This is a genomic window from Chryseomicrobium excrementi (assembly GCF_002798305.1).
Lineage (GTDB): Bacteria > Bacillota > Bacilli > Bacillales_A > Planococcaceae > Chryseomicrobium > Chryseomicrobium excrementi.
Window position 1 is genome coordinate 175,459 of record NZ_PCGR01000004.1, and the last position, 23,491, is coordinate 198,949.

A 23,491-nucleotide genomic window follows, 5' to 3' on the forward strand; every position below is an offset into this window, starting at 1 on the left:
CGACCGTACAAATCCCTTTAAAGCCCTAAGAGTTCTCATTGAGGCCCCAAGTGATTTTATGGAAACTGAAATCTAGCTAAGAACAAAGCCATCTCGTCGGTCTGCTTGTGGCTACAACCCCTGGGGTTGTCTCAATTTTTCAGTTTTTCTACTTCCACTTCGATCTGACCCACATCAATACGTGCATATAACGGTTGAATATCTGCTAGTTTGTTTGGCAACTCCTTCACAAATTCCCACCTATCGTACTTCATTCCTGTCATCCGCTCGATGACCTCAGAACCAAACGGTAAGAACGGCTTCAAGAGTTGTGCCAAGTTTTGAATCGCAAGGACACAGGTCGCTAACGTCTGTTCAGCATGAGGCAGGTCTTGATTCAACTTCGTCCACGGCTCCCGTTCATCAAAGTAGCGATTCATAGAGCGTACAAATTCAAAGACGCTCTCAAGTGATTTTTTTAATTGTGCCGACTCAATCCCCTTCCCTACTTGCTCATAGAGTACTTCAATTTGATTCACAATACTCTGGTCCACTTCGACTTGAGGCACTGTCGATTCAAAAGACTTCTCTAAAAACTTGAATGTCCGGTTGACGAGGTTCCCGTAAGCTCCCAGCAACTCACTATTGTGACTATAAATAAATTCACGCCATGAAAAATCCGTATCGCGATTTTCTGGGGCATTCATCGTCAAAAAGTAGCGCAGACTGTCAGTATGATAGCTCTCTAAAAGCTCCGGTACCCACACTGCCCAGTTCTGGCTCGTCGAGATTTTCCGTTTCTCGAGCGTCATGTATTCGTTGGAAACGATATAATTTGGGGCAGCCTCAAGTCCAACTCCACTGACAATCGATGGCCAGATGACGGTGTGGAAGGGGATGTTGTCTTTCCCGTGTACGTAATAGCTCGTGGCTTCCGGCCCCCAAAACTGCGTGATGTCCGTCTGATGTTGCTCTCCCCATTTGCGGCTCGCCGTATAATAACCTGCCACCGCTTCAATCCACACATAAATCTTCTTGTCTTCAAATCCAGCGACCGGAACAGGAACCCCATTCGGAAGATCTCGTGTCACCGCTCGGTCTAAGATCCCCTCCTGCAAATACCGTTTTGTCAGTTGCACCGCATTGTCGCGCCACGTTCCTTCTATTTCTCGTTGTGAAACTAGTCGCTCTAACTCCTGTTGAAACGCGCTAAATTCGAAATAAAAATGCTCCGTCTCGCGAATCTCAGGAGGAGTTCCACAGATCTTGCAGGTCTTATCGATCAAATCGAGTGGATCTAAGATCGTCGAGCAGTTGTCACACTGGTCTCCGCGAGCTCTAGCTCCGCATACCGGACAAATCCCTTCTACAAAGCGATCGGGCAGGAACTGCTTATCGACAGTACAATACGCCTGTTCAATCGTCTTTTTGTACAAATGCCCATTCTCTAATAGCTTGAGAAAGAGCTCTTGCACAAATTTGTGGTGCTTCCCGTCATCTGTCCTAGTGTATAAATCGTACGTGAAGCCGAGCTTATAAAACGTTTCTGTAAACTCCTCATGATAGTGGTCCGCAATCTCCTGCACAGTCTTCCCTTCCTGATTCGCACGAATCGAAATCGGCGTCCCGTTGCAATCACTGCCGGATACATACAGTACCTCTTCCCCTTTCTGTCTGTAGTAGCGTGCAATCGTGTCTCCAGGTAGCAATGCCGCTACATGTCCAATATGCAGAGAGCCATTGGCATACGGCCAAGCTCCTCCAATAAAAATCGCCATCTTACTTCCTCCTTTTAGTTACAAAAAAAGCCCCAATCGATCAAATCGATTAGGACGAACGGGTCGTGGTACCACCTAAATTCGCAAATGACTCACATCATCTGCCTCTGCCAGTACGTATGCATACTGCTGCTGTTGTAACGAGTGCGCGTCTCGGCGTAGCCTACTCAATATTCGGTACGCAGCTCCAAGGCCATTTTCAACACTAGGCATTCGCTTCATTTCCACCGACAGAAGCTCTCTATCCAATCCCTTTGCATCTACTTTCCTTTTCATCGCTGATTTCAAGTTGTGACTAGAATAGCACTTTTTCCCATTCTGTACAATATTGGATACTTGGTATGCTACACTTTTTTAAAAGACCTTCTTAAAAAGGAGCCTTCTATGACCACGTTGACCATCAAATCTTTCAAACATCCGGATATTTTACATTACGAATGGCAAACGACCTTTCTCGCGGAGACCGACGACTATCTCGTTGTGTCTAGTAAAGCTGGTCGGCAACTCACGCATTATACAAGAGGTGCCGTCTTTACGGTCCCTCATGATTCCATTGAAATTTTCATGAAAGATCAGTGGTTCAGCGCTTCGTTCGATGTCGTGGACGATCAAATCGTGTCCGCCTACTGCAACATCGCGCACCCACCTGTGTTCTTAGAAAACGAAGTTCATTTCGTGGATTACGATGTAGATTATGTCAAACGACCAGAGACAGGCTGGCAGGTCGTGGACGAGGACGAATTTCTCGAAAATAGCATTCGCTACGGGTATAGCGAAGAATTAAAAGTGCGCGTGTATAAAGAACTGCACGATTTGATTCAGCATGTTGAAAATAAAACATTCCCTTTCAATGAGGACTTTTTGGAGACGATTCGATGACTAGCAGCGGAGCCGCTTTGAATGTAGAGTTACAACGCAACTACCTTATGAACAAAGAGTATCTGTTCTACCCACTAGATGACGCCCTCTATCTAGTTCCTAAACCAAGTCGTTCGGACTGGTTGGAAAGTATCTCTCAAGCAGACACGACACTGGTCTCCCTGCTATTCATTCCACTCTATATTTATTTAGAGAAGAAAGACAAAGCAGATCGTGCTGCTTACCGCCGTGCATACAAACAACAAGATACGGCTACTTTGTCCCGTCCTCGAAAAGCGTTCACCATTCGATTTGATGATATAGACAAACTTCATATCGATGCTAAAAAAAGCAGAGTGACGACGGATTGGGACAAAGGCAAGCTGACGATTCACATGAAGAGTGGCAAAAGTTACGTCTTCCCGTTTTATATTTATAGCCAACTGGATTCCATTAAATTATTGATAGACTCACACCTTCCTAACGTCGAAGTCGAGTTGGTGGAATGAAAAGAAACCCATGGAGATCATTTTCCATGGGTTTCAAACAGTTCATACATGAACAAATTCAAATCATCCGTCTTGTTCTCAAAATACAAATTCGTTGCGTAAAGATGCATCTTATCTGGTCCTACTTCTAAAATCACCTGCCGTTGGTCGTCTTCTAAGAAGAGACTATAGGTATATTCTTCAGGTTTAAACTTATTAAAAAACAGTCGGTTCAGCTGTTGAGATTTTAAAATTTCGGTAAGTCGTGTGCTTTCTTCCTCACTCAAACGATAAGTGAAGGAGTTTTCTTCTGATAAGTGCACAGAAGAAGTGACGCTAGCTCTTGAAATCGAGTAAAGGCCATTTTCTCTTAAGACATCCTCTAGGGTTTGATCCTGATTCGCAAAATATAAACTAGCTAATAGAATCACCAATGCGCTTGCCAAAAAACTAAAGCTACTTTTTTTACCGATTGCCTACGATCATTCTGCATCTAGACATCCCCTATGTAATTATAATGATTGCTTGGCTCTTCTTGAAAACACTCCAGCAAAAACTAAAGCCAATCCACCAATGAGCAATAGAATATAAAATGTTGTGCGGTCAATGAGTACTTCGAATAAATAAAAGCTTGCGACTAGAAATGCAATCAAACTAACCACCATAAGAATTTTTGAAACTCGATTCATTTTGATTTCTCTCCCCTTACAAATTGTATTTAGGATTGACTCCAAATTGATTAGCGTAAGCCTCACTGTCGAAGCAGAACATGACCAACAAAGCTATTGGACCGACGATTGGAACAAATATCAGCAAGAACCACCAGCCGCTCTTCCCTAAATCGTGTAAACGGCGAACACTAACCGCTATAGTTGGAACAAGGAAAATCAAACTTGCAATTGTCGAGAGTACTCCTACATCTGGCATCAACATCCATCCCAAAATGTAATCCGCTACAGTGAGTCCAAACACGATGACACACGAGACTAGTGTGAACATCCAGTACTCTTTTCGTCTCGCCCTTCCTTCAAGAACAGCTGCTTTCTTCATAACAATCCAAAACCACTTCATTCCACTCCCCCTGTCTATATACTTCTAGTATAAAAGAATCCTAAATGGATGTATAACTTATTTTTGGTAGAAATAGCTAATGTAGTTAAAAAAGCTCCCAGGGAGTTTTTCAATATCAAGATTACTTGAACCGAGAAATCCCCTGGGAACTATAATTTATTTTCGCTATTCTTATTCATCAACTTTTTTATTCGTTCACCCAGTTGTTCATCCACACAATATACATAGCAGCCCTTCATCCCACGGGTCATCAATGTTTTATATGTATTTCTTACTAACTGGTCTAATGGATCGACTTTGTAGGTTCCTTTTGGCTTAGCAGGTCGTGCTCCTTTATCCTTGAAATGTTCCCGATTAACCTGTAAGGACATTGTCTCAGCATCATAAGTAAGATCTTTCCCGATGATTACACCCACATATTCCATTTCTAGGCCTTGCACCGTATGGATACAACCAATTTGATCCGCACCTTCCGGATGGATGGCCCAATCGATTCGATTCGGGTCGTTCCACGGCATGGCAAACTGATGCTCATCAATCGTAACATCTTTTGAAAGTTCTCCATCTACAAGCTTGGTGTTCCAGTCCCACGCATACCCAGCTAAAAGCCGTCCGCCTTTTTCTTTTACGACTTTGTTGTAAAGTCCATGTGGTGAATCCACTACTTCGAATTCAAAATCTCCGTCGAGTACAGCGTCTTCACGTCGGTCATACAACAAGTTATCCAACCATTCCAAATAATTCCCTGAACCTGAACACCGAAACTGAGAATCCAGCTCCACTACATGTACAATAGAGTTTTGCTTTTCTGCTTCTTCTTTGAGTAAATCAAATCTGCCAATGTCTTTATTGGAAATGACTTGTTCATCGTCAATAAAGAATACACTGAGTCGGCTCGCCCGAATAATTTGAGTAGCCTGATTTTCTCCTTCAATCTTCTTTTTCATATGTCCTTGATTTTTCAACCGGTGTGCTTCGTCACACACTAAGACATCGTAATAATTGTTTGGAGTCTCGACATACGATGCAGACCCTTTAAAAAAACTCCGAATTTCTACAAATCCACTTCTGCCAATCAACTTTTTGCGTAAAATTTCTCGGAATGACTGGTTCGGGGTGATGTATTCGATAGTAGCCTCGTCTCCTAGAAGAAAGTTCATTAAGTTTAATCCAATTACAGACTTCCCTGTTCCTGGACCACCTTTAATCAAAATTGTATGCTTTTGATCGGACTCATGATCTAAGTCATTATAGATAGAGAGAACCTTTTCATAAGCCACTTTCTGTTCGTCTAACAGAATGAACTCTTCATTCCCCTTGAATAGCGAGTTCACAGCTTCAACTAGACGTTTGGATGGTCGAATGCGTCCTTCTTCAATACGTTTCGCTATTTCGCGCCCTTTACCCGCTACAACTGCCTCTTTAATTCGTTCCGATAACTCTAGATCGTCAAATTGAAAATAGAGCGGTGACTGCTCCACATAGTTTGTGTAGCGGTCATGAAGAAGTGGCTCTTCATTGCGATTGCGTTCGGGAATATAGTTATGTAGATAAGCACAGGAGCTCAATTGGATTGAAGAGTCTGCATACAACGCCTCGTTGAAGTTCTCGAGGTATCTTTTATAGGACAGCGATTGATAAGAGGGGTGAACGGTCTCTCGAATCCGCCCGCCTAATAATGTTTTGACGATTCCGTCTCCCATTGCTACCTCTGTCTTTTGCCACTGCTTCAATTCCACAATTACCGCATTTTGATTTCCGGATTGATCTTCTCCTGTAATCAAGAAGTCTATTCGTTTTTCAGTCGAAGGAAGTTTATATTCCAGCAAAACATGAGTATCTTCTTTTAATTTTGCAGCTCTCAAAACTTTTGCCATCTGCGGTAAAGAATTTGTCCAAGAACGGATTTCACTCATCGAGACAAACTGGTTCATCTTTTCTTTGACCCGTTCAAGCAAGACATTTTCAATTCTCTGTTCCATTACATGTTCTATGAACTTAGCAGTGGACTCGTTGTAGATAATTATAGAAAACGCCTACTTTCTGATTTCTTTCATTAAGTACAGTATATCATTTTCCTAATTGTTACATTTTATTCTTCTTTATAAAACCGCTCCCCCGTCTCCGGGTTAAAATAGACCACTAGCTTCTTCTGAGTCGTTGGATCTATTGAAACTTCATTCGTTCGCTCGAAGCCTTTGGGGACCGACTGCCCGTGTTTGTTTTTGAATCGCTTGTCCCAGATGAGCCATGATGCTACAGCAATTACGATAATGACGAGGAGCTGCACTCCATAAAACCCAAGAATCCACTCCATTATAGTCTCTTCTCCACTTTGACCGCCGTACCATAAGCCACGATTTCACTCATGTTTTGTCCAATTTCTCCTGAGTCAAAACGCATCATTACGATAGCGTTCGCTCCCATGTATGTAGCGTTTTGCACCATGCGGTCCATCGCTTGTTTGCGCGCGTCTTCTAACATTTCTGTGTACTGGTTGATTTCTCCACCAAGTAACCCCTTAAACGAAGCCATGATATCTTTACCCAGCCCTCGAGCGCGAACTGTGAGTCCAAATACTGGACCTAACACCTCTACCACTTCATAGTTTTCGATTTTTTCTGTAGTGACAATGATCATTGGAATCTCTCCTTTTATAGATGATTTTTATGTTCTTGCAGAAGTAAATATTTTTCTAGTTCACTCTCATCCATCGCCACGATAACTAGCAGTGGTAACAAAATCGCATGATTCCATTTCACAGCCTCCGCTATTCTCGCACCTCTCTCATCAATCTAAAACCGTCATCAGATTTTGGTAATTCTCCTCACAGAATGTTTCTAAATACTCTTGAAGTGGGGGCTCGGAGGCATAGTAGGACTTATCTGCAATCGCAAGTTCTTCATAAAGAAGGTCTTCCTGGATGGATTGTTCCTCCACTTGAAGATACAAGTCCCATAAGCTTTTGCCATACTGTCTCACAATAGCAGCGTGTTGATCAGCTCCAATTGTTTGAAGCGCCTTTTCTGTGTTTTGTAAAAATCTTTCGGCTCCATATTCTTTAATCACCTGGTCCAAATGATAAAAATAGGCTTCATGTCCTCCAGACTCCATTTCAAAGAAATAAGAATAGGCGAACCAAGCCGTCTTAGGAGTACCCTGATCAGGCGGTATACTATTCTCTGTTACTGCTTCGATGCAAGCGTTCCATCGGTCTTGGTGTGTTGCCAACTGGTTCTTATGTACTTCGATAAATTTCCACATAGAGTTCCCTCTTTTCAGTTCTGATAAATTTTATTGTCACTTCTTCTCTCGTTATTTCATACTTTGAAATCTTCCCTAGGAACCAGTTTCACTCCCATTCCATCTCCACTTCCTGAACTTTCCCTTTCCCATCATTCCAAGTAACGGTCGTTACAAGATGTGAGAGAATCTCTAGTATTTCTTCGTCACTCAGTCGCTTCGTATTAGGCAGTCTTTCATATTCCGAACTGATTATGAGGGGATTCTCGTAAGTATAAGCTTTTTGACTCTTCATTTCTGAATTGCCTATTGTGTAAGGATCATCTGATTGAAATTCAGTAGATAATGTAATTTCTTTTAAAGTGATAGGCTCTTTCGCATAAAGATTTTGAGTCAATACCCAGTCATCGTTCTTCTGTTTGCTTACTGTGTACTCCAAACTCCAAGTCTCGTTGGAAACACTATGAATCAAGTCATAAGACTTTGAAGCTGCGTATGTATTGTTAGCAATGATCCCCACAATAACTAGCAACGGTAAAATAACAACCGCATAATTCCATTTCACAGCCTCCACTCCTCTCGTACTATCTGATAGTTCTCTTCTTTACGTACTAGTTCTTGAAATAGTTCCCAAATCCTTCATTTATGATGAATTTCCTACCTGATAAAAGTCGCTTCAGTTTTTTTCAAAAAAATGAAAGTATTTGCCGTCTTCAATCGTTATATATGTAAAGAGGTGGAATGCATGGAAGAATCGAGGAATGATGTACCGTCCCAACACAAGTGGCACGACGCCCTTATGGACGAGTACGGACTTGAAATGACAAAGCTTGCTTATACATATGTGAAAAGCTGGTCAACAGCGCAAGACGTGGTGCAGGATGTTTTCGTGAAGGTGTACCCGCAGTACGAAAGTCGAGAAAAAATCTACTCTATGAAGGCCTGGTTGATTCGATTGACAATCAATCAGTCAAAGGATTATTTAAATTCGTCTTGGTTTCGACGTGTGACTGGACTAGAGTCTTCTAAAACCGAGAAGACTACAATATCGCTAGACCTAGTCATGGAGCAACAGCAATTTAACGAGCAACTGAGTCAGGTCGTTCTCGCATTAAAACAAGAGTACCGAGAAGTCATTTTCCTGTTTTATTACGAAGAGCTGACAGTTCCGGAGATCAGCGAGATTTTGAACGTAAAAGAAGCCACATTACACAGTCGATTGCGTCGTGCGAAATCCGTACTGCAAGTGAGGTTGAAAGGAGTGGAAGAGTTATGGAGAACGAATTAAAGTCATTGAAAGCCGCTATGGATGCAACTGCATTCAAAGATGCAGCGTTTGATAGCACCAACAAACAAGCTGTTCGTGAAGCACTGAATAAGAAAAAACGCTCCTTTCCAATTGCCCCGTTTGTAGCTGTTGCAGCACTCTTTCTTGTTATACTGATTGGCCTGAGCACTTGGCTACAAAACGAGCAGTCAGCGGCTCCCGAACCTCCTCCTGAGACGCATATTTTTGAAGGAATGATGCTTCAAGGGCAAACGAATTCTGGAGACTCGCTACAATTTATGGATGGGAACTTGACTATCTTTACTGATCCAATGATGAGCGCGGTTCGACCTTGGACGGACCCGGATGGTGCGTCTTCAGAACAGGCTAGCGAAACGACGTATTCAAAAATTACCGTTGTGCGTGAAGATTCCTTGTTCTCCATTTATAGTGATGGAAACTTGGTTTTCACTTTGACTCAGACAGCTCCAAGAATGTTTGAAGATGCGAGTGGCAATGTTTATGTAACGCAGCAGTACATTGAGGAAGCCGCTAAGATTGAGCCAACTACCGAAGAACTTCTTGAAGAACTAGAAGCTCCTTACGATTCTATTGGCAAAATTCTTCATGAATACAAATTACCTACTGATGGACAGATTGGGGCTTCAGGAACTTATGAGAATGGATACCAATTTGATAGAAACACAGGATTCTTCAAGTCCAAAAGCTACCCTTCTGGTGAATCTCCGCCTGCCCCTACTGAGGGACAGTTTATTGGAATGTTTATGGGAAGACTTACTACCATCATTGAAGATCAAAATGCCAATACTACAAATTATGGTCCTACAGATACTTTAGAATCTAGCGGAGTATCGCATGAAAAGTATGCCATCGAAACTATGCTTCTTCCTCAGTTAAATCAATTGCGAAATTATCAGCAAAGCCATAAGGAACTAACTAGCTGGCTTGATGAGACAATTGCTTTGTATCAGGAAGTATTAAACAGCACTAACATTGATGCCTATCACGAAAACCTTGAAAATGCAGAAATGCGCATGAATGACATGGTAGAAGTAATTCGAATAGCTCGAGAGATTGAATGAAAAAAGTTCCCAGGGAACATTTCAATGAAGAAGTTATCTTCTTAATTGAAATCTTCCCTGGGAGCTAATTTGTCTACAGCTTCTTGATTGTCGGCTGCACATTCGCCAACACATCGATAAAGTAATCGTCTGTGATATACAGGTGGTGCTCGAGCGCAGCGATTTCAAACTCCGGAATGGAGTCGTCTATCTTCAAATACTCCTCTAGGTAAGAAGAGTTAGAGACTTTGAAAAACGTATGATTGTATTTGGAGAGTGGTTGACCTGACACTTTTAAATTTCCGATAATATCTCCAATACGCTCCTCTAAATCATGACGAACAACTTCTAAATGTATGCGGTGCGCTCGAATCGGAAAAAAGAACCTCTCCGTTCGCTCGTAAACGAATTGATAACGGTTGTTCTCAGGACCTACAGTCAGCCGTAATTCTCCATCAAATTCGAGATTCTCCAAATACATCGGCTTCATAAATCGATCAAACACTTCCCCCTCTAGAGGAACCCATCTTATTAGTTGTCCTTTTTCCTGCATAGTTTTATCCCCCTGCGTCATCCACTTGTTTATATTTTATATACAATTGAAACGAAAGATTGGTTTCAAATTAAAGGAAATGTGATCCCAAACATTGAACTATGAAGTATACCGTTTATACAAGGAGAGAATTCCATGAGTCCCTCGTTCATTGAGCAAGTCCACTACATCCGAATACCTGTAAAAGAACTAGCCGTATCTACGAATTGGTATGCAGAAACCCTTGGCTTTAAGAAAGTAGATCAAAAAGAGGACCGCGCTGTTTTTAAAGTTGGTGAAGGACCTTTTCTGCTCGTCCTAATTCAGACTTTAGATGAAACTTTTTCGCATTTTAAGAAAGATGGTGAAGACGAGTTCGCTATCGGGTTTAGCAGCACTGAAATCCGTAAATTTCATGCTCATCTAATCGAGCAGAATGTGAAAGTCGAACCGATTCAGGAAGATGACGGCCACCTGTACTTTCACTTCTATGATCCTAGTGGCAACAAACTTCAAGTGCACTGGTAAAAGCTCCTCTTATCTTTCAACCATTGGAAAGACTATAGCTAACCAACAAAATAAAATACACGGTTGAAAAACCTAGAAAAAAGCGAAGTGAAAATCTAGAAATTATTCGGCGCCTTACAGATTTTTCATATTCTTGTTTTGAAACTACTGTAAACTGCAACGGTAAAAGAATCAAAGTAACAAGAGTTGCCGTCACGATTCCAATTAAAAATAAATTACTCCAGATTTCAGGGCCTCTGATTGTGAAAAAGGGAAGCCAGAACCAAAGTGGTAAACCAAAGAATAGAAGTGCGGCCGTGATAATAAGGATTGGTATATGTTTTTTCTTAAATAGAGTGGAAAAGTACAATGTAGATTTCATATGTAAGGCTCCTAAAATACGACTTATTGATCAGGACGAAAAAGGTAAATTAAGGATGCATATAAAACAAAGTTCCCAGGGAAGAATTCATTATGAAGTTAACTTCATACTTTGAAATATTCCCTAGGAACAAATGAACCACTACTTGCCTTTCGATTTCATAAATTCATCAATATACGTGTAGAGCTCAGTTGATTCTGAGTTATAAAATAGCGTCGTCATATTCGGATGCAAGAGATCTTCATTCAATACCAGGAACAATTCTTGTTCCTTTGTAAAGATTACGACTTGATAAGTGAATTGAAGTCCCGTGTCATCTTGAATCTGTGACTCTGTTAGCTTGTGCGAAGTAAGTACTGGGAGCAGTTCCTCTATCTCACTTTCGCTCAGTTCATGAGAGGACTTTTCGGGATCAAACTGAACCTGCCCCGAACCATTTCCTAACCTAGTAATGTTTACTAAACTAACCTCCTCAAAATTGATTTGAGGAAACACTTCTGCAAACGTTTGTTTAGAAGCTTTAGTAAAACTCCCCGCTTCCGCATAACCTTCTACTTTCCCTAGTAAGGCGTCTGCTTCCACCGGTCCAAACTCTTTACTATCCGTACCTCTCCACCACATATCCGATAAAATGAAGTAACTATTTTGTGGTACTGTGACCTTTTCCATCGAGGTGGCGAAATACTCTTTCATACTTTGTATATCCACGTTTTCTGCATTGACCTTCTCAAAATACTCTTCCTCAGTGAGACCTAAAGTTCTTGCTTGCCCATAGAAGGTGTTGACCGGCTCGCCATCTAAATAGACTTGGCCGTCAATGATTTCGACCGTGCTTCCAGGCAGGCCAATTATTCGCCCGATGCTCATAGAAGGCGGCTCTTCTCCCACCTGAGGTTGTGTGTAGTACACAACGTCTCCTTGGGACCATTCTTTAGTATTTGGATCCACTACAAGGGGGGCTTTATTGATAGTGATGTAGTCATGGTTTCCTCTATCCATGTTGTCTTGTGCCCACTCAATCAATAAATCATCCTCATCAGCAGTCACTACAGGAATCTCAGGAGCCGGTTCGATAGGAGTCTGCTGCGCGGTCTGAGTCGACGATGTTGGAGTCGCCAATTGCGAGAACAGATAGCCACCTGCTAGGAGCAGAAAGAATACGGCAACAGGAACTACAATAAGCAGTCGAGACCTGTGTGGTTTGTGCGTCGAATTCGAAGATACTCGTTTGCGAATCTCTCGCTTCTGCCACTCATGAAACAGCGGCTCTTCTCCGAGTTGATGATCAAGGGCCTGTTTGATTTGCTTGTCCATCGAACTCCTCCTCTTCTAACATGATTTTCAATCGGTCGCGCGCGCGTTTCAATCGGGTCTTCACGGTATTTGCGGGCGTCTCAAGTAACGTGGCAATCTCTTCTACTGAAAACTCTTGGTAATAATACAACACGATGGCTTCTCGGTAACGGATTGGCAGAGCTAGGATTGCTTGCCCTAGTTCATGTGAAGCATCTTGTTTCATCAATACACTATCGAGTGAAGGGGTTGGTTGCAAGATGCGATCCCACCACTGAATGACCTGTGCGTTTTTATAGTGCCAACTTCTGAAATAGTCTTGGCAGCGGTTGATGGTCAGTTTGCAAAGATAGTTCTTGTAGGAAGCTTCCCCCCTGTAGTCCTCAAGTTTCTCAAAGGCTTTTACAAAAACATCTTGCGTGATGTCTTCAGCTATTTGCCTGTCTTTGACATAGGTCATCGCAAGGCGCATCAGCATTTCCCCATGCTCTTCCATTGCGAGTTCGAGCCGTTGTATTTTCGTATGTACCGGAGCCACTTCTTCACCTCACTTTTTCTAGTTGCTTGTAGACGGAGCTGGATTCATTATCGTTTCATTTATTTTGAAAATTTTTTAACCCCAGGAATCGGCTCCCTGGGGTCTGTGTCATGCCAGTTTTCTAGTTTGGAAATAATGCACACCGTAACTAATCAAAGCCACTACTCCAGCGAGTAGAGAGATGAAGAATCCGATTTGAACCACTTCTAGGCTAAAACGGATATCCCAACTAGAGATGTTCAAGATCTCTGCGAAGAAAATGAACTGTGTGATGGCGAATAGAGGCAGCGCAAACAAGATAAGGAGGACCGCTTTCGGGCTGATTTCTTTAAAGACCATGTACAGCGCAATCGGCGTCAATAGCAGCATATAAATACCGGACCAGTGGTTCAGCCCATTCCCACTTACAAATTCGATTTGGACCCATTCGAAAAACAGGCCAGCAAGAGTTAAGGCAAGTGCAATGAGTGTAAGCATCTTGAATGGCTTCATCTAAATCAACACTCCTCCAAGTCATTTCTTTCATCGTAATGCTATTCCCTAAAAAAGTAAATATACGTATAATCATACAGTTAAGGGGTGGTAGTATGAAAAAATGGTTTGGATCAATTATGATATTTTGTCTCTTACTTTCGGGTTGTGGAGGGCCTGAACAAGAAACGCAAGTTTATAAAGCTGGAATTCGAGATTGGGCAGGCGAAATCACACTTCATGGCGAGGAAAGCGAAGACGATGCGAAGCTTGTTGCAACCTATACTGGGGAAAATGCAGATCAATTAACCGATGCAATGAACAAGTTGTCCTTCATCCAACTTGACGGAGAACTCTCAAAAGAATTTGATGGATTGCCTTCAGATGGAAAGCTTATCTATAAGTTGTCGAATGATGACCTCATAGAAAAGTTTGAATCTTACAACCCTGTCGCTGTTCACGTTCAATGGACTGAGGGAGATGCAGTTGTCATCGAGTCTCTTCAATTTAGCAATGCTGATGTTCAATAAATTTCAGAGACATAAATTTTAGCTCCCAGGGAAGATTTCAATGAACGAGTATACTTCTTTCTGAATTCTTCCCTGGGAGCAATTTCTTTCACTTTCCGAAACTTCTCGCCACTTTATTCGTAAAGTAACTAAGAGGTGATTTCGTATGAAGAAAAACTGGATACTATCTTTAGTAGTGACTTTGACACTTATCGGTCTGTTTCCTGTGCAGGCGCTGGCCATCGACTTTGAAATTGAAACGGTACGAATTGATGCTCAGCTGAATGAAGACGGCTCTGCTTCTGTAACAGAGCGTTTCACGTATGCGTTTGAAGAAGACTTCAATGGGATTACGAGAAGCTTGATAGAAAAAGAAGGCACTTCGATTGAAAATTTTCAGGCGTTTGAAAATGGCAAGGCTCTCCGAACGGAATTTGTGGACGGGATGTACCGCGTCTACCGAGCTGGTGAAGACGGCGATACCGTGACAATCGATTTAACTTATACTATTACGGATGTTGTGGAAAAGTTTGAAGACGGGGCCCAGTTCTACTACGCCTTCTTTGATGAAAGCAACGAGAGTGCGTATCAAGACATCACTATTTCTGTGACGCCACCGGGCACATCCACCAACACAGAAGCACTGGGATACGAAGAAGCATTTGGTTCCCAAATGGTCACAGCAGATGGAACTGCCCTTTTTGAGATCGGCTTAGTCGATGAAGGAGAAAACGGGGACGTTCGGGCGATTTTTGATGCAGACCTGTTCCCCGCCCTCTCGACTTCAAATGGAGCAGTCCGAGATGACATGGCCGAAGACAACATTCGCATGCAAGAGCAAGCTGCGGTGTTCTCAGAAAATCAACAAACAGCGAGTACAATCGCAAAACCAGCTGTCACAGTAGGAGGAACACTTCTACTGCTGTCGGTGCTAGTCCTCTGGTTGCGTGCAGCACGACGTAAAAAATCGGTCCAAAGTGATGCTTCAGGTTTCACAGTACCTGCTGAGACGATGAGTATTCCGGCAACATTATATTTCACCAACTCACCATTCTTGTCACCGCATGTGACCGTAGCAGCTATTCTCGACCTGATACGAAAAGGAAACTTACGCCAAGTATCTGAAGACCAGTTTGAACTGGTCGACCGCAACACGCAGTATGCACATGAAGAGACCTTGCTCAAGCTCCTCGTCGACCGTATCGGAAACGGCAAGGAGTTTACCCTTACACAAGTTAAAGAGTTTACACAGAAGACCATCTACCACGCCGAATACAATGAAGCCATCGCTAAATGGAACAAGGGTGTCCGAGCTGAAGTGCTTTCTCACCGCTTTTATGAGAAGCACCCTACTCTTCGCTGGACTGCTGGAGTTGCCTCCGCAGCATTCGTAGGCATCGCCATTTACACAGCCATCTACGACTTGTTACCTTGGACATTCGGCTCCGTGATGCTCGCAATGGGCACGCTGTTTTTAGCTCTCTTCTATTCTCCTCTCACTCGAGAAGGACACGAGATTCGCTCCCAGTGGCGAACTTTGAAAAAAGAGTTTCTTATGGTAACAGAAGAACAGTGGAAATCCTTAACGGAAGATGAGCGAAAACGCGCCTATGCTTATTTACTCGGTAGTGATTCCAAAACAGCTACTAAACAAGCTACTGCTTTCCATGCTGCAACTTCTTCATCAGATGATAGCAGTTTCGTGATGAATCCTGTCTTTCTAACCACCATTTTTGTAGCTGCAAATACATCCACTAGCGCCAGCGCTAGCGGAGGAGCAACTTCTGGCGGTGGTGCAGGAGTTGGTGGCGGTGGAGGCGGATCAGGCGCCTTTTAAATTTCAGACCAGATAGTCCTCGCTATACGGCGAGGGCTATTTTCATTCTCGACGACAGCACAAATTTTGGTATACTTGACATACTTCCTACATACAAAACGGAAACGAGTGATGTCTGGTGAAGCTCCCTCTAAAATTTTGGATTATTTTTATAACCACTCTAACCATGGTCATCACACTTACAGTCATTTTTGTCACAGAATACTACGTCAGCAGAGAAACACTGACAGAGACTGCTCTAGAACAGAATTACTCCAACGCACGAAAATTGAGCGCTTTAACTAACGATAGTTTTATCATGATGCAAGATACCTTACATGCGCACCACGATAAAATTTTAGAAAACTGGGATGATCCTCAAATGCTTAAGGAAATCGTTCAAGATGTGCATGACTCAAACTTCAACTTCAACTCTGTCACTATTATCAATGCAGATGGGACAGGGCGTGCCAATCATCCCGAATTGAATTTGGTCGGCAAGTTTGTAAATTCTGATGGCGTAAAAACGGGTATCGAACTTCAAGAAGATTTTATTTCTGAACCCTACATAGGAACCAATGATAAATTGATGCTCATCGTATCCACAGCCCTTTATCAGAATGGCGAATATTACGGAATGCTCAATGGCCTCGTATGGTTACAAGAACAGAACTTTTTGACACGACTCCTTGAACAAACTTACGGCAGCGATGTAGAACAGGCTGCTGTTTACGACAGAAATGGCAATTACATCTACCATAGAAACTCTGCGTGGATTGGAACAAAAGCGCATGAAAACCAAGCTACTCGCGACTTAGCTAAAGGACTCTCAGGAAAAGGCATTATAGAGAATCGTTTGGGCGAGACTTTCTATGCGGGATACACAAGAGTACCCGAAAGTGGCTGGGGTATAATTTCAATGACTCCTGAAGAATTAGCACTTGCTCCTGCTTCTCTTTCCGCAAACCGCGCTTTACTTATTGGGTTACCATTCATTATAGGTGCCTTTTTATTGTTAATTGGATTAATCTTGTTCATCACAAGACCCTTAAATCGTCTCTCGGCAGTTGATTATTCGAAGCCTATAGGAGAAATCATTGGAGAGGCTAAGTCCATCCAGTCTCCCTATAGAGAGGCAGAAAATATTAAACAAATGATCCTGTCTTTTGCTCAGAATCAGCAACATCTTGTAACGGAACTTGAAACATTGGCTGTTACTGACCCCATGACTGGCCTTGCTAATCGTCGGCAATTTAATCATATGGTGACTATGATTAAAGAAAACAATGAAATCTTTGGTTTCATCATCCTTGATATCGATCGCTTCAAATCAATCAATGATACATATGGCCATCTGATTGGCGATCAAGTGATCATCAAGCTAGCGGACATTCTAAAGTCCTTTGCTCCAACTGCCAGTTTGCCTGTAAGACTTGGCGGAGAAGAATTTGGTTTTGTGCTTCAAGATACTTCTATGGAGGGTGTTTATGCGCTTGCCGAGCGGATTCGAAGAGAAGTGGAACATGCAGTCTTCCCTGTACCGCAAGCCGTCACGGTATCTATTGGAGCAGGGTATCTAGATTGCGACCATTGTGATTTGAATACGTTTTTCAATGCTGTAGATGAGCAACTCTATAAAGCGAAAGAAGGCGGAAGAAATCGTGTGGAGACGGTCTCTTTCATAAAGGGGATTCGCCAAAACTCCTAATAGCAACAGCCCTCAGACTATAGTAGTCGAGGGCTGTTTTCTATAGGGACACCATCACTCTTCGCTGGATGGTTTTTAACTATCTCTCTTGATCCTTGTCTTTAAAATTATCGGCGAAGTTCTTTAAGAACTCGACATTCAACTCAATATTGTTCTCATAGGTATATTTGATCCCGTAGCCAAGCGCTAGCGTCATAGAAGCAGCAACTCCGCCTCCAATAGCCGCTCCTGCGCCAGGCACTACTTTGACAGCTTGACGGAAGATACTCTTGCCGATATTACCTGTAAATGTGGCAATCGCTAACTCACGTGCTCGCTGTTTAGAAATTGGTTTGTCGTAAAGAGTCGCAAGTCTCACCATCATCCCTACTTGTAGACCTGTAAGAGGGACGATGTCTGCTCCTGGTAGAGGAACCGCTCCAACCACTCCTGCCGAAGCTGCCGTGGCGAGGATCCATCGGTTAGCGACCGCGGATTTTGCTTTTAATTCTTTGGCGAAGAGTAGGTCCTTTTTTTTCGTCTGTAAAATATCTAAGATGGCGTCGCGCAACTGCTGCATGTTTTCTCCTGTACGAGAAGAGATTGGGATGACTTTGAACTCGTTCCCTGTATTCGTCTTGATGTACTGGACAAGTTCTGGGATATCATCCGCAGCATCGATTTTATTTAAAACGAGCAGGATTTCTTTATTCGTTTTTCTTACTTCTTGAAGCGACTTCTTCTCACCTTCTGATAAGACCGTTCCTGCTGCGTTCAAGAAGAACAGAATGACGTCCGCTTCTTTATAGTATTTCAGTGTCTCCGCAGAGTTCTCCCTGTTGATGTCATCTAAGCCTGGTGTATCCACAAAGGCAATCTTCTCTTTGTAAACATACTTTTTGATAGCGGTCGTCTCACCTGGTTGCGCTCCGACAGACGCTACGTCTTCTTCCATAATCTGATTCACCGTAGAAGATTTCCCCGCATTGACGTCCCCAATTAAAACAAAGAGAATTTCGTTATCGAGCTGCTCTTGAACGTCTCGCAACTCCTTATCATACAGGTCATTGAATTCTTGTTCGTTAAACTCCATCATCCTACCCCTTCCTCTAGTCCACTTCGTAATCCAGTGGATGTTCCTACTTGTTTTACGTAGAGCAGAGGAAAAGGTTCCCTGATAGTGCCTTACTGTACTTTTTGTAGCAGCTCTGTTGAATTGAAATGATACTTTACTCTCTTTTCGCCTTCTAAAAGAGTTGTCTCGATGAACACGTCTCCTCTAGGAACATCTAAATTATACGTAAACACCGAATCTGGAAAAGGATCTCTTCGGATTTCTGACTGAAGTATGGCGCTTTGGAAGGCACCGTCTTCGAATCGTATCACTTGGACGCCTTCGTCATCTAGAAGCCATTCCTCTGTACCATCTCCATCTAAATCAAATTGACTGGCACTTACCACTTCTGGACTGGTTCCAACAAAATGAATCCTTTCATCCATAAACAAAACGCCTATGAGGCCGTATCCTTCCGCCTGGAGCATATATGCCGTTTCCCCCGTATCTTGCACCATAAAGGGTTGAACATCGAGAGACCCTACTTCAGGAACCGACAAGCGAGTTAAATAATACGATTTCTGATCAGTTGCAAAGACAACGTCAAATTCCCCATCTTGAAATGCAGCAATCGAGACGGTCCCCTCTTCACCTACAGATGCCTGTTGTTCAATAAGATCCGGATGAAAAGAAATCTCTTGAACCGTCGGAATTTCCTCGTAATTTAAAGTGACCGTTTCTGGAAATGTAAAAGGTGTGTACTCGGGATATTCTCCGTAGAAATCTTCCGATACGGTCATCTGCGTCCCATCTCCTTGATCGACTGTATAAGTCTTGAGAACTTCATTCGATGCGTCTTTGTAGGCAAATGCTGCGACAAGGAACGTGACAGGTTCCCCTTGGCTTTCTGTTACGGAAATCAAACGAAAGGTGTCCAAATCGATGGTTTGGTACTTCTCAAACACTTCTTTTGGGGAAGCGACAAGGTCTGTTGTGGAGACAGCCTCAAAGCTTGCGTAATCCTCGTTTTCGATAGATTTTAAATAGGTGATAAACGCGTTTTCAACTTGTGGATCTTCAATCGCGTTTGAAATGGCTTCGTAATTAAAAGCAGCGACTTCAGGTTGGACAGGTTGGGTTTCTGTATTCCATAAGATAAATGCGAAAAGTGCAATTGCGAAAGTCACCACGCTAGGAATCAGAACTTTCGATAGGCTTCGCTTTTCTTTATTTGGTTTATAGTGTGGACGAATCATTTGATGAAGGACCTCTTCAGTCAACCAAGGTTGCTCACCAATCGCTTTTTCAATACTCGTTTTGATAGAAGAATCGCGCATCGTATCCACCCCTTTCCAAGTTCAGCTTCAGTTGCTTGCGTCCACGTTGCAGCCTAGTCTTTACTGTATTTTCGGGAACGTTCAATAACTCTGCGATTTCTCGCATAGAAAGTTCTTTATAGTAATAGAATACGAGCACTTCGCGGTACTTGATTGGTAGTACCAGCACTTGGTGTCCGAGTACGGCATTGTCTTCGGACAGGTCGCTTGATGGTCTGCCACTGGAAGCTCCTTGAAACGGCTCCATCAGAATCGTTTTACGGTAGTGCCAACTTCTCAAATAGTCTTTGCACCGGTTCATAACCATTCGGTATAAGTAGGTTTTATAGTGGCTATCGCCTCGAAAATCAGTTTGTTTTACAAAGGCTTTTAAGAAGACGTCTTGAACAAGATCTTCTGCGGTCTGTCTATTCTTGACATACGTATAAGCAAGCCGAAGCAATTCTTCTCCGTGCTGCCGAATGATTTGTTCTAAATCCGTTTGGGCGTTCAAAGCTTCACCTCTTTTTTCACTTGTTTCTGATTAGACGATACATGTCTCACTCTCGGTTCAAAAATTACATTGTGACTTTCGATTTCCTACCGTATACTCGAATTACAAGTATTTACATATATAAGTATAAGGGAATGGGGAATGAATATGGCAAAACAATTGATGAAAGAGTATGTCGTTGCGCTAAGTGCTTTAGGAATAGGATGCCTCTTTCTACTGATTGGCATGAATGGGGGAACAATTGCGAGTATCACCAGTCGGCCAATGAACTCGAGCTCTTGGGAAACTTCTTTTGCGGCTATTAACGCGTGGACGTATATTCCAATAGGACTCGGAATTACGTTTTTACTTGCTGCCTTGTTTGCATTTACTATCAAATATTACGTGCAGCAACTTCAGCAGGTGAAGAACGTTTGAAGAAAAATTCAATACTAATTAAGAAAGCCCTGAACCGTTAAGTTCAAGGCTTTCTTTCTATCTATGAATTACGCAACGTGTTTCTTCTTCACTTCCCGTAGTATACTTGCTACTCCTACTGCGATTAATCCATTCAGTGTGACGAAAATGGAGGCAACGATGTAGTAAATGGCAGTTGGATCATAAGAAAAAAACGACATGATAAGAAAGACAAATCCAGCAATGGTTATTAGTGCACCAAACACCCCTAAAACAATAGCGAATTTCATGGCAAACACCCTTTCTTAGGTATGTACGTTTAAAACCATCTATTCACTTAAGTAGACTATGTATAGCGCCATATAGTTTCAGTTATTCGTTCGAGGGATCACAATAAATTTGCTGATCATAACAAGTGCAAGTGAGATAAAGCAGACTTGCACTACCGTTTCATTACTTGCTAACGCTTGAGCCGACGTAAACATATTTAAACTATAGGCTCCTAAGAAAATTGTGTAAAAAATAGTCGTTAAAGTATAGCCAAGGCGAGTTCTGCCGTTTGATTCGTAGGTACTTTTACTCTTCTGAATCACAGCTAGTGTCCTTCGCACTTGAATGATAAGACCCACAAGTAGTACAACCGCAATAATGCCCACTATCCCATATTCCATTTAAAGACCACCTTTCATACGAAGGTCGAGTTCAGAAAGTTGTCGCTCATGATGACGAAAATGCATGTCCACAAGTGAGTGCCACTCCGAAGCATTCAGCCATCCAAAGCCTCCATGTTTTACTCGATTAGTTGAAGGAATAGATGCCACCTTCTTTTCCACTTCATTCATTCGCATATTCAAGTTAACAAGTTCCACTTCAAGCTCTTCACGAGACAAACTATTGTTAGGGGGTTGATTCATATCCGGAGGTAGTGTAATTTTTATTGGCGGAAATCCTCCCCTTTCAAACAACTCGGCACCAAATTGAGTTTTAGAATCTTCTCTACTTTCCGCTGTTGCACAAGCCTCCACAGCATCGAGATATTCATGGGCGACGACCAAACAATGATCCGTCACTTGGCAGATCGACCAGGCTTCTGCAGAAGGTTTGAAATGAATGGCTTCTTCTGCATAGTTACGTAGACGTTGCAACAATTCATATCTAGGGTTTATAGAGTTCATTCCTTAATTCACATCTCCCAGATAGACTGGATGATGAGTGACATTCTGAATTGGTTGAATCAAAGCTTTAGGATATAGTCTATAATCAATGATATGTTGGATTGGTATCCATTCCATTCCTATTTGATCCGTATCCGGCTGGCTTGGCTCTCCATTCACATGTTCTTCCCTAATTGTACAAAGAAAATAAAATTCAATCTGATGGATGTCACGATCAAATTCTGCGAATTCATGATGTTGCCCTATGTATTCGCGAATAAAGATCAACTCGTGCACATCGACAGCTGCATCAAGTTCTTCTAGACATTCTCTTCGAACGGCTTCTTCAAGAGTCTCAAACTTCTCTTGCCCACCGCCTGGAAAAATATAATAGGCTCCTTGGGCATCCTCTTTCTTGATTACTAAAATATGGTCTCCTCGTTTAATGATGGCTTTAGCTGAATTTCTCATGATAGAGTTTTCTCTCTAACTATTTTAGTATTTAAAAGCTCCGCAACTCCTACAGCAATCAAGCCATTAACAAAAACTAAAAAACTTAAAATCATAGCAGTTCCCTTGCCATCATCATTTGAAAAGAAGCTCATCACAAAATAGAGGACTGCTGCTCCGCAAATCAAAAATCCACAGGCTGCAAGTATTCCGGATAATCTCATAGTATTTCTTCACTCCCCATGCTTCTCAAAGAACTTCAATGTCTCATCAATGATAGTCTGCTGATCATTGTCGAGAGTGGCCACATGATAGCTCTCAGGGAGTTCAATTAAATGTTTGTCTTTCGACGTAATGGTGTCTAAAATCGTTTGGCTGTTGCTAGGAGGCACAACATGATCTTCTGGTGAGACCAGAACGAGTGTCGGACAATGAATACTCGACAGTCCTGCTTTCACTTCGCTCATCAATGTTAGCAATTGCTTAACAGCAGCAACTGGTGTTTTCGGATACGCAAGCTCTACTACTCCAGACTTTTTGATGTCTGATCCAATCGCATCTAAAAAGCGAACGTCTGAAGGAAGTTGAGCCACACCTTCCATTGCAGGCACTTCAATAGCTGCATTAATAACAGAGATTGCCTTCAAATCCGGATGATGCTGTGCCATATAAAGAGTCAATGTTCCACCCATTGATAAACCTGTCATGTAGATGGTGTCGCAGCGTTCTGCAAGCCAGGCATAGGCTTCTTCAATCGTATCAATCCAGTCTTGATAAGTTGAGACTTCCATGTCTTCTGGATCCGTCCCATGTCCTTTCAGGCGAGGCAATGAAACGGTGTACCCTGCTTCTGCAAAAGCCTCTGCAACTGGACGCATGCTCTGCGTCGTGCCAGTGAATCCGTGAGAAACCAGCACTCCTCTTTTTCCACCTTCGTATGTATATGCTTCTGCTCCTTGTAACACTTCATAGTTTGTCATGTCTACTCCCCCTCGAATTGTAAGAATATTCATTGTATCTACTTCCTTCATCATACCTTTCAATTAAAACGGTTACAATATATTCCCAAAAAAGACTAGAGGAACCTGGTTGCTTTTGGTACGATT

General features: G+C 42.5%; 32 protein-coding genes and 1 other annotated feature. Of the genes, 9 read left to right on the plus strand and 23 right to left on the minus strand.

Annotated elements, in window-relative coordinates:
• Positions 1-131: 131 nt before the first annotated feature.
• Positions 132-1,757, minus strand: a complete 1,626-nt coding sequence (gene metG / locus CQS04_RS11975) for a methionine--tRNA ligase (protein WP_100354353.1) — start codon at positions 1,755-1,757, stop codon at positions 132-134.
• Between the two features lie 47 nt (positions 1,758-1,804).
• Positions 1,805-2,042 (minus strand) — a binding site (T-box leader).
• Positions 2,043-2,141: 99 nt separating this feature from the next.
• Between metG and CQS04_RS11980 the strand changes: the two genes are divergently transcribed.
• Both CQS04_RS11980 and CQS04_RS11985 read left to right on the plus strand, forming a co-directional pair.
• On the plus strand, positions 2,142-2,636 hold the full coding sequence (locus tag CQS04_RS11980; RefSeq protein WP_100354354.1) for a DUF402 domain-containing protein: 495 nt from the start codon (positions 2,142-2,144) through the stop codon (positions 2,634-2,636).
• The gene (locus tag CQS04_RS11985; RefSeq protein ID WP_100354355.1) at positions 2,633-3,124 is read left to right on the plus strand and encodes a hypothetical protein; all 492 of its coding nucleotides are present in this window, start codon (positions 2,633-2,635) and stop codon (positions 3,122-3,124) included. Before CQS04_RS11980 ends, CQS04_RS11985 begins: the two co-directional genes overlap by 4 nt.
• A gap of 17 nt (positions 3,125-3,141) precedes the next feature.
• On the opposite strand, the gene CQS04_RS11990 is transcribed toward CQS04_RS11985, so the two are convergent.
• The 8 genes from CQS04_RS11990 to CQS04_RS12020 all read right to left on the minus strand — a co-directional run bounded on the left by CQS04_RS11990 (position 3,142) and on the right by CQS04_RS12020 (position 7,982).
• Complete coding sequence (locus tag CQS04_RS11990; protein ID WP_100354356.1) at positions 3,142-3,549, minus strand: hypothetical protein; 408 nt, start codon at positions 3,547-3,549, stop codon at positions 3,142-3,144.
• A 66-nt stretch (positions 3,550-3,615) separates the two neighbouring features.
• Entirely contained in the window at positions 3,616-3,792 is a 177-nt protein-coding gene (locus tag CQS04_RS13845) for a hypothetical protein (RefSeq protein WP_165775533.1), read from the minus strand.
• Positions 3,793-3,808: 16 nt separating this feature from the next.
• Positions 3,809-4,174, minus strand: a complete 366-nt coding sequence (locus CQS04_RS11995) for a DUF805 domain-containing protein (protein ID WP_100354357.1) — start codon at positions 4,172-4,174, stop codon at positions 3,809-3,811.
• A gap of 149 nt (positions 4,175-4,323) precedes the next feature.
• Entirely contained in the window at positions 4,324-6,156 is a 1,833-nt protein-coding gene (locus CQS04_RS12000) for a DUF2075 domain-containing protein (RefSeq protein ID WP_245858815.1), read from the minus strand.
• Positions 6,157-6,266: 110 nt separating this feature from the next.
• A complete protein-coding gene (locus tag CQS04_RS12005) occupies positions 6,267-6,491 on the minus strand; it encodes a hypothetical protein (RefSeq protein WP_100354359.1) in 225 nt (74 codons plus the stop codon).
• A complete protein-coding gene (locus CQS04_RS12010; protein WP_100354360.1) occupies positions 6,491-6,814 on the minus strand; it encodes a YbjQ family protein in 324 nt (107 codons plus the stop codon). Before CQS04_RS12010 ends, CQS04_RS12005 begins: the two co-directional genes overlap by 1 nt.
• A gap of 150 nt (positions 6,815-6,964) precedes the next feature.
• Complete coding sequence (locus tag CQS04_RS12015) at positions 6,965-7,438, minus strand: DMP19 family protein (RefSeq protein WP_100354361.1); 474 nt, start codon at positions 7,436-7,438, stop codon at positions 6,965-6,967.
• Between the two features lie 88 nt (positions 7,439-7,526).
• Complete coding sequence (locus tag CQS04_RS12020) at positions 7,527-7,982, minus strand: hypothetical protein (RefSeq protein ID WP_100354362.1); 456 nt, start codon at positions 7,980-7,982, stop codon at positions 7,527-7,529.
• Between the two features lie 180 nt (positions 7,983-8,162).
• Here CQS04_RS12020 and CQS04_RS12025 point away from each other — a divergent pair, with 180 nt between their 5' ends.
• Together CQS04_RS12025 and CQS04_RS12030 are read left to right on the plus strand one after the other, a co-directional pair.
• On the plus strand, positions 8,163-8,705 hold the full coding sequence (locus CQS04_RS12025; RefSeq protein ID WP_165775534.1) for a sigma-70 family RNA polymerase sigma factor: 543 nt from the start codon (positions 8,163-8,165) through the stop codon (positions 8,703-8,705).
• A complete protein-coding gene (locus tag CQS04_RS12030; protein WP_100354364.1) occupies positions 8,690-9,787 on the plus strand; it encodes a helix-turn-helix domain-containing protein in 1,098 nt (365 codons plus the stop codon). The genes CQS04_RS12025 and CQS04_RS12030 overlap by 16 nt, the downstream gene beginning before the upstream one ends.
• A 73-nt stretch (positions 9,788-9,860) precedes the next feature.
• Here CQS04_RS12030 and CQS04_RS12035 read toward each other — a convergent pair whose 3' ends face one another.
• A complete protein-coding gene (locus CQS04_RS12035; protein ID WP_100354365.1) occupies positions 9,861-10,319 on the minus strand; it encodes a hypothetical protein in 459 nt (152 codons plus the stop codon).
• Positions 10,320-10,454: 135 nt separating this feature from the next.
• On the opposite strand from CQS04_RS12035, the gene CQS04_RS12040 reads away from it, so the two are divergent.
• The gene (locus CQS04_RS12040) at positions 10,455-10,826 is read left to right on the plus strand and encodes a VOC family protein (protein ID WP_100354366.1); all 372 of its coding nucleotides are present in this window, start codon (positions 10,455-10,457) and stop codon (positions 10,824-10,826) included.
• Positions 10,827-10,842: 16 nt separating this feature from the next.
• Here CQS04_RS12040 and CQS04_RS12045 read toward each other — a convergent pair whose 3' ends face one another.
• The 4 genes from CQS04_RS12045 to CQS04_RS12060 form a co-directional block, all read right to left on the minus strand.
• On the minus strand, positions 10,843-11,187 hold the full coding sequence (locus CQS04_RS12045) for a hypothetical protein (RefSeq protein WP_100354367.1): 345 nt from the start codon (positions 11,185-11,187) through the stop codon (positions 10,843-10,845).
• A 141-nt stretch (positions 11,188-11,328) separates the two neighbouring features.
• A complete protein-coding gene (lepB, locus tag CQS04_RS12050; RefSeq protein WP_100354368.1) occupies positions 11,329-12,501 on the minus strand; it encodes a signal peptidase I in 1,173 nt (390 codons plus the stop codon).
• Positions 12,473-13,018, minus strand: a complete 546-nt coding sequence (locus tag CQS04_RS12055) for a sigma-70 family RNA polymerase sigma factor (RefSeq protein WP_100354369.1) — start codon at positions 13,016-13,018, stop codon at positions 12,473-12,475. Before CQS04_RS12055 ends, lepB begins: the two co-directional genes overlap by 29 nt.
• Positions 13,019-13,126: 108 nt before the next feature.
• Positions 13,127-13,510: a hypothetical protein gene (locus CQS04_RS12060; protein WP_100354370.1), complete on the minus strand. Its 384-nt coding sequence runs from the start codon at positions 13,508-13,510 to the stop codon at positions 13,127-13,129.
• Between the two features lie 95 nt (positions 13,511-13,605).
• On the opposite strand from CQS04_RS12060, the gene CQS04_RS12065 reads away from it, so the two are divergent.
• From CQS04_RS12065 to CQS04_RS12075, 3 genes are all read left to right on the plus strand, one after another.
• The gene (locus CQS04_RS12065) at positions 13,606-14,019 is read left to right on the plus strand and encodes a hypothetical protein (protein WP_100354371.1); all 414 of its coding nucleotides are present in this window, start codon (positions 13,606-13,608) and stop codon (positions 14,017-14,019) included.
• Positions 14,020-14,164: 145 nt separating this feature from the next.
• Positions 14,165-15,835: a DUF2207 domain-containing protein gene (locus CQS04_RS12070; protein WP_100354372.1), complete on the plus strand. Its 1,671-nt coding sequence runs from the start codon at positions 14,165-14,167 to the stop codon at positions 15,833-15,835.
• A gap of 166 nt (positions 15,836-16,001) precedes the next feature.
• A complete protein-coding gene (locus CQS04_RS12075) occupies positions 16,002-17,522 on the plus strand; it encodes a sensor domain-containing diguanylate cyclase (RefSeq protein ID WP_100354373.1) in 1,521 nt (506 codons plus the stop codon).
• A gap of 79 nt (positions 17,523-17,601) precedes the next feature.
• Here CQS04_RS12075 and CQS04_RS12080 read toward each other — a convergent pair whose 3' ends face one another.
• From CQS04_RS12080 to CQS04_RS12090, 3 genes are all read right to left on the minus strand, one after another.
• Positions 17,602-18,597, minus strand: a complete 996-nt coding sequence (locus CQS04_RS12080) for a GTPase (RefSeq protein ID WP_100354374.1) — start codon at positions 18,595-18,597, stop codon at positions 17,602-17,604.
• An 89-nt stretch (positions 18,598-18,686) separates the two neighbouring features.
• Positions 18,687-19,892: a hypothetical protein gene (locus CQS04_RS12085; RefSeq protein WP_100354375.1), complete on the minus strand. Its 1,206-nt coding sequence runs from the start codon at positions 19,890-19,892 to the stop codon at positions 18,687-18,689.
• A complete protein-coding gene (locus CQS04_RS12090; protein WP_100354376.1) occupies positions 19,861-20,385 on the minus strand; it encodes a sigma-70 family RNA polymerase sigma factor in 525 nt (174 codons plus the stop codon). Before CQS04_RS12090 ends, CQS04_RS12085 begins: the two co-directional genes overlap by 32 nt.
• 147 nt (positions 20,386-20,532) lie before the next feature.
• On the opposite strand from CQS04_RS12090, the gene CQS04_RS12095 reads away from it, so the two are divergent.
• The gene (locus tag CQS04_RS12095) at positions 20,533-20,802 is read left to right on the plus strand and encodes a hypothetical protein (RefSeq protein WP_100354377.1); all 270 of its coding nucleotides are present in this window, start codon (positions 20,533-20,535) and stop codon (positions 20,800-20,802) included.
• A 68-nt stretch (positions 20,803-20,870) separates the two neighbouring features.
• Here the strand turns inward: CQS04_RS12095 and CQS04_RS12100 are convergent, their stop codons facing one another.
• The 6 genes from CQS04_RS12100 to CQS04_RS12125 all read right to left on the minus strand — a co-directional run bounded on the left by CQS04_RS12100 (position 20,871) and on the right by CQS04_RS12125 (position 23,365).
• On the minus strand, positions 20,871-21,071 hold the full coding sequence (locus CQS04_RS12100; protein WP_100354378.1) for a hypothetical protein: 201 nt from the start codon (positions 21,069-21,071) through the stop codon (positions 20,871-20,873).
• A gap of 78 nt (positions 21,072-21,149) precedes the next feature.
• Entirely contained in the window at positions 21,150-21,452 is a 303-nt protein-coding gene (locus tag CQS04_RS12105; protein ID WP_100354379.1) for a hypothetical protein, read from the minus strand.
• Complete coding sequence (locus CQS04_RS12110; protein WP_165775535.1) at positions 21,453-21,926, minus strand: DinB family protein; 474 nt, start codon at positions 21,924-21,926, stop codon at positions 21,453-21,455. It lies immediately after the preceding gene.
• A gap of 33 nt (positions 21,927-21,959) precedes the next feature.
• The gene (locus CQS04_RS12115) at positions 21,960-22,406 is read right to left on the minus strand and encodes an NUDIX domain-containing protein (RefSeq protein ID WP_165775536.1); all 447 of its coding nucleotides are present in this window, start codon (positions 22,404-22,406) and stop codon (positions 21,960-21,962) included.
• Positions 22,403-22,609, minus strand: a complete 207-nt coding sequence (locus tag CQS04_RS12120; protein ID WP_100354382.1) for a hypothetical protein — start codon at positions 22,607-22,609, stop codon at positions 22,403-22,405. Before CQS04_RS12120 ends, CQS04_RS12115 begins: the two co-directional genes overlap by 4 nt.
• Positions 22,610-22,618: 9 nt before the next feature.
• On the minus strand, positions 22,619-23,365 hold the full coding sequence (locus CQS04_RS12125; RefSeq protein WP_174688403.1) for an alpha/beta hydrolase: 747 nt from the start codon (positions 23,363-23,365) through the stop codon (positions 22,619-22,621).
• Positions 23,366-23,491 lie beyond the last annotated feature (126 nt).

What these genes read in the sequence shown, in the direction of transcription:
- metG (WP_100354353.1), bottom strand. Translation starts at nt 1,757, where the DNA reads ATGGCGATTTTTATTGGAGGAGCTTGGCCGTATGCCAATGGCTCTCTG.
- CQS04_RS11980 (WP_100354354.1), top strand. Translation starts at nt 2,142, where the DNA reads ATGACCACGTTGACCATCAAATCTTTCAAACATCCGGATATTTTACAT.
- CQS04_RS11985 (WP_100354355.1), top strand. Translation starts at nt 2,633, where the DNA reads ATGACTAGCAGCGGAGCCGCTTTGAATGTAGAGTTACAACGCAACTAC.
- CQS04_RS13845 (WP_165775533.1), bottom strand. Translation starts at nt 3,792, where the DNA reads ATGAATCGAGTTTCAAAAATTCTTATGGTGGTTAGTTTGATTGCATTT.
- CQS04_RS11995 (WP_100354357.1), bottom strand. Translation starts at nt 4,174, where the DNA reads ATGAAGTGGTTTTGGATTGTTATGAAGAAAGCAGCTGTTCTTGAAGGA.
- CQS04_RS12000 (WP_245858815.1), bottom strand. Translation starts at nt 6,156, where the DNA reads ATGGAACAGAGAATTGAAAATGTCTTGCTTGAACGGGTCAAAGAAAAG.
- CQS04_RS12005 (WP_100354359.1), bottom strand. Translation starts at nt 6,491, where the DNA reads ATGGAGTGGATTCTTGGGTTTTATGGAGTGCAGCTCCTCGTCATTATC.
- CQS04_RS12010 (WP_100354360.1), bottom strand. Translation starts at nt 6,814, where the DNA reads ATGATCATTGTCACTACAGAAAAAATCGAAAACTATGAAGTGGTAGAG.
- CQS04_RS12015 (WP_100354361.1), bottom strand. Translation starts at nt 7,438, where the DNA reads ATGTGGAAATTTATCGAAGTACATAAGAACCAGTTGGCAACACACCAA.
- CQS04_RS12025 (WP_165775534.1), top strand. Translation starts at nt 8,163, where the DNA reads ATGGAAGAATCGAGGAATGATGTACCGTCCCAACACAAGTGGCACGAC.
- CQS04_RS12030 (WP_100354364.1), top strand. Translation starts at nt 8,690, where the DNA reads ATGGAGAACGAATTAAAGTCATTGAAAGCCGCTATGGATGCAACTGCA.
- CQS04_RS12035 (WP_100354365.1), bottom strand. Translation starts at nt 10,319, where the DNA reads ATGCAGGAAAAAGGACAACTAATAAGATGGGTTCCTCTAGAGGGGGAA.
- CQS04_RS12040 (WP_100354366.1), top strand. Translation starts at nt 10,455, where the DNA reads ATGAGTCCCTCGTTCATTGAGCAAGTCCACTACATCCGAATACCTGTA.
- CQS04_RS12045 (WP_100354367.1), bottom strand. Translation starts at nt 11,187, where the DNA reads ATGAAATCTACATTGTACTTTTCCACTCTATTTAAGAAAAAACATATA.
- lepB (WP_100354368.1), bottom strand. Translation starts at nt 12,501, where the DNA reads ATGGACAAGCAAATCAAACAGGCCCTTGATCATCAACTCGGAGAAGAG.
- CQS04_RS12060 (WP_100354370.1), bottom strand. Translation starts at nt 13,510, where the DNA reads ATGAAGCCATTCAAGATGCTTACACTCATTGCACTTGCCTTAACTCTT.
- CQS04_RS12065 (WP_100354371.1), top strand. Translation starts at nt 13,606, where the DNA reads ATGAAAAAATGGTTTGGATCAATTATGATATTTTGTCTCTTACTTTCG.
- CQS04_RS12070 (WP_100354372.1), top strand. Translation starts at nt 14,165, where the DNA reads ATGAAGAAAAACTGGATACTATCTTTAGTAGTGACTTTGACACTTATC.
- CQS04_RS12075 (WP_100354373.1), top strand. Translation starts at nt 16,002, where the DNA reads ATGGTCATCACACTTACAGTCATTTTTGTCACAGAATACTACGTCAGC.
- CQS04_RS12080 (WP_100354374.1), bottom strand. Translation starts at nt 18,597, where the DNA reads ATGATGGAGTTTAACGAACAAGAATTCAATGACCTGTATGATAAGGAG.
- CQS04_RS12085 (WP_100354375.1), bottom strand. Translation starts at nt 19,892, where the DNA reads ATGCGCGATTCTTCTATCAAAACGAGTATTGAAAAAGCGATTGGTGAG.
- CQS04_RS12095 (WP_100354377.1), top strand. Translation starts at nt 20,533, where the DNA reads ATGGCAAAACAATTGATGAAAGAGTATGTCGTTGCGCTAAGTGCTTTA.
- CQS04_RS12100 (WP_100354378.1), bottom strand. Translation starts at nt 21,071, where the DNA reads ATGAAATTCGCTATTGTTTTAGGGGTGTTTGGTGCACTAATAACCATT.
- CQS04_RS12105 (WP_100354379.1), bottom strand. Translation starts at nt 21,452, where the DNA reads ATGGAATATGGGATAGTGGGCATTATTGCGGTTGTACTACTTGTGGGT.
- CQS04_RS12115 (WP_165775536.1), bottom strand. Translation starts at nt 22,406, where the DNA reads ATGAGAAATTCAGCTAAAGCCATCATTAAACGAGGAGACCATATTTTA.
- CQS04_RS12120 (WP_100354382.1), bottom strand. Translation starts at nt 22,609, where the DNA reads ATGAGATTATCCGGAATACTTGCAGCCTGTGGATTTTTGATTTGCGGA.
- CQS04_RS12125 (WP_174688403.1), bottom strand. Translation starts at nt 23,365, where the DNA reads ATGACAAACTATGAAGTGTTACAAGGAGCAGAAGCATATACATACGAA.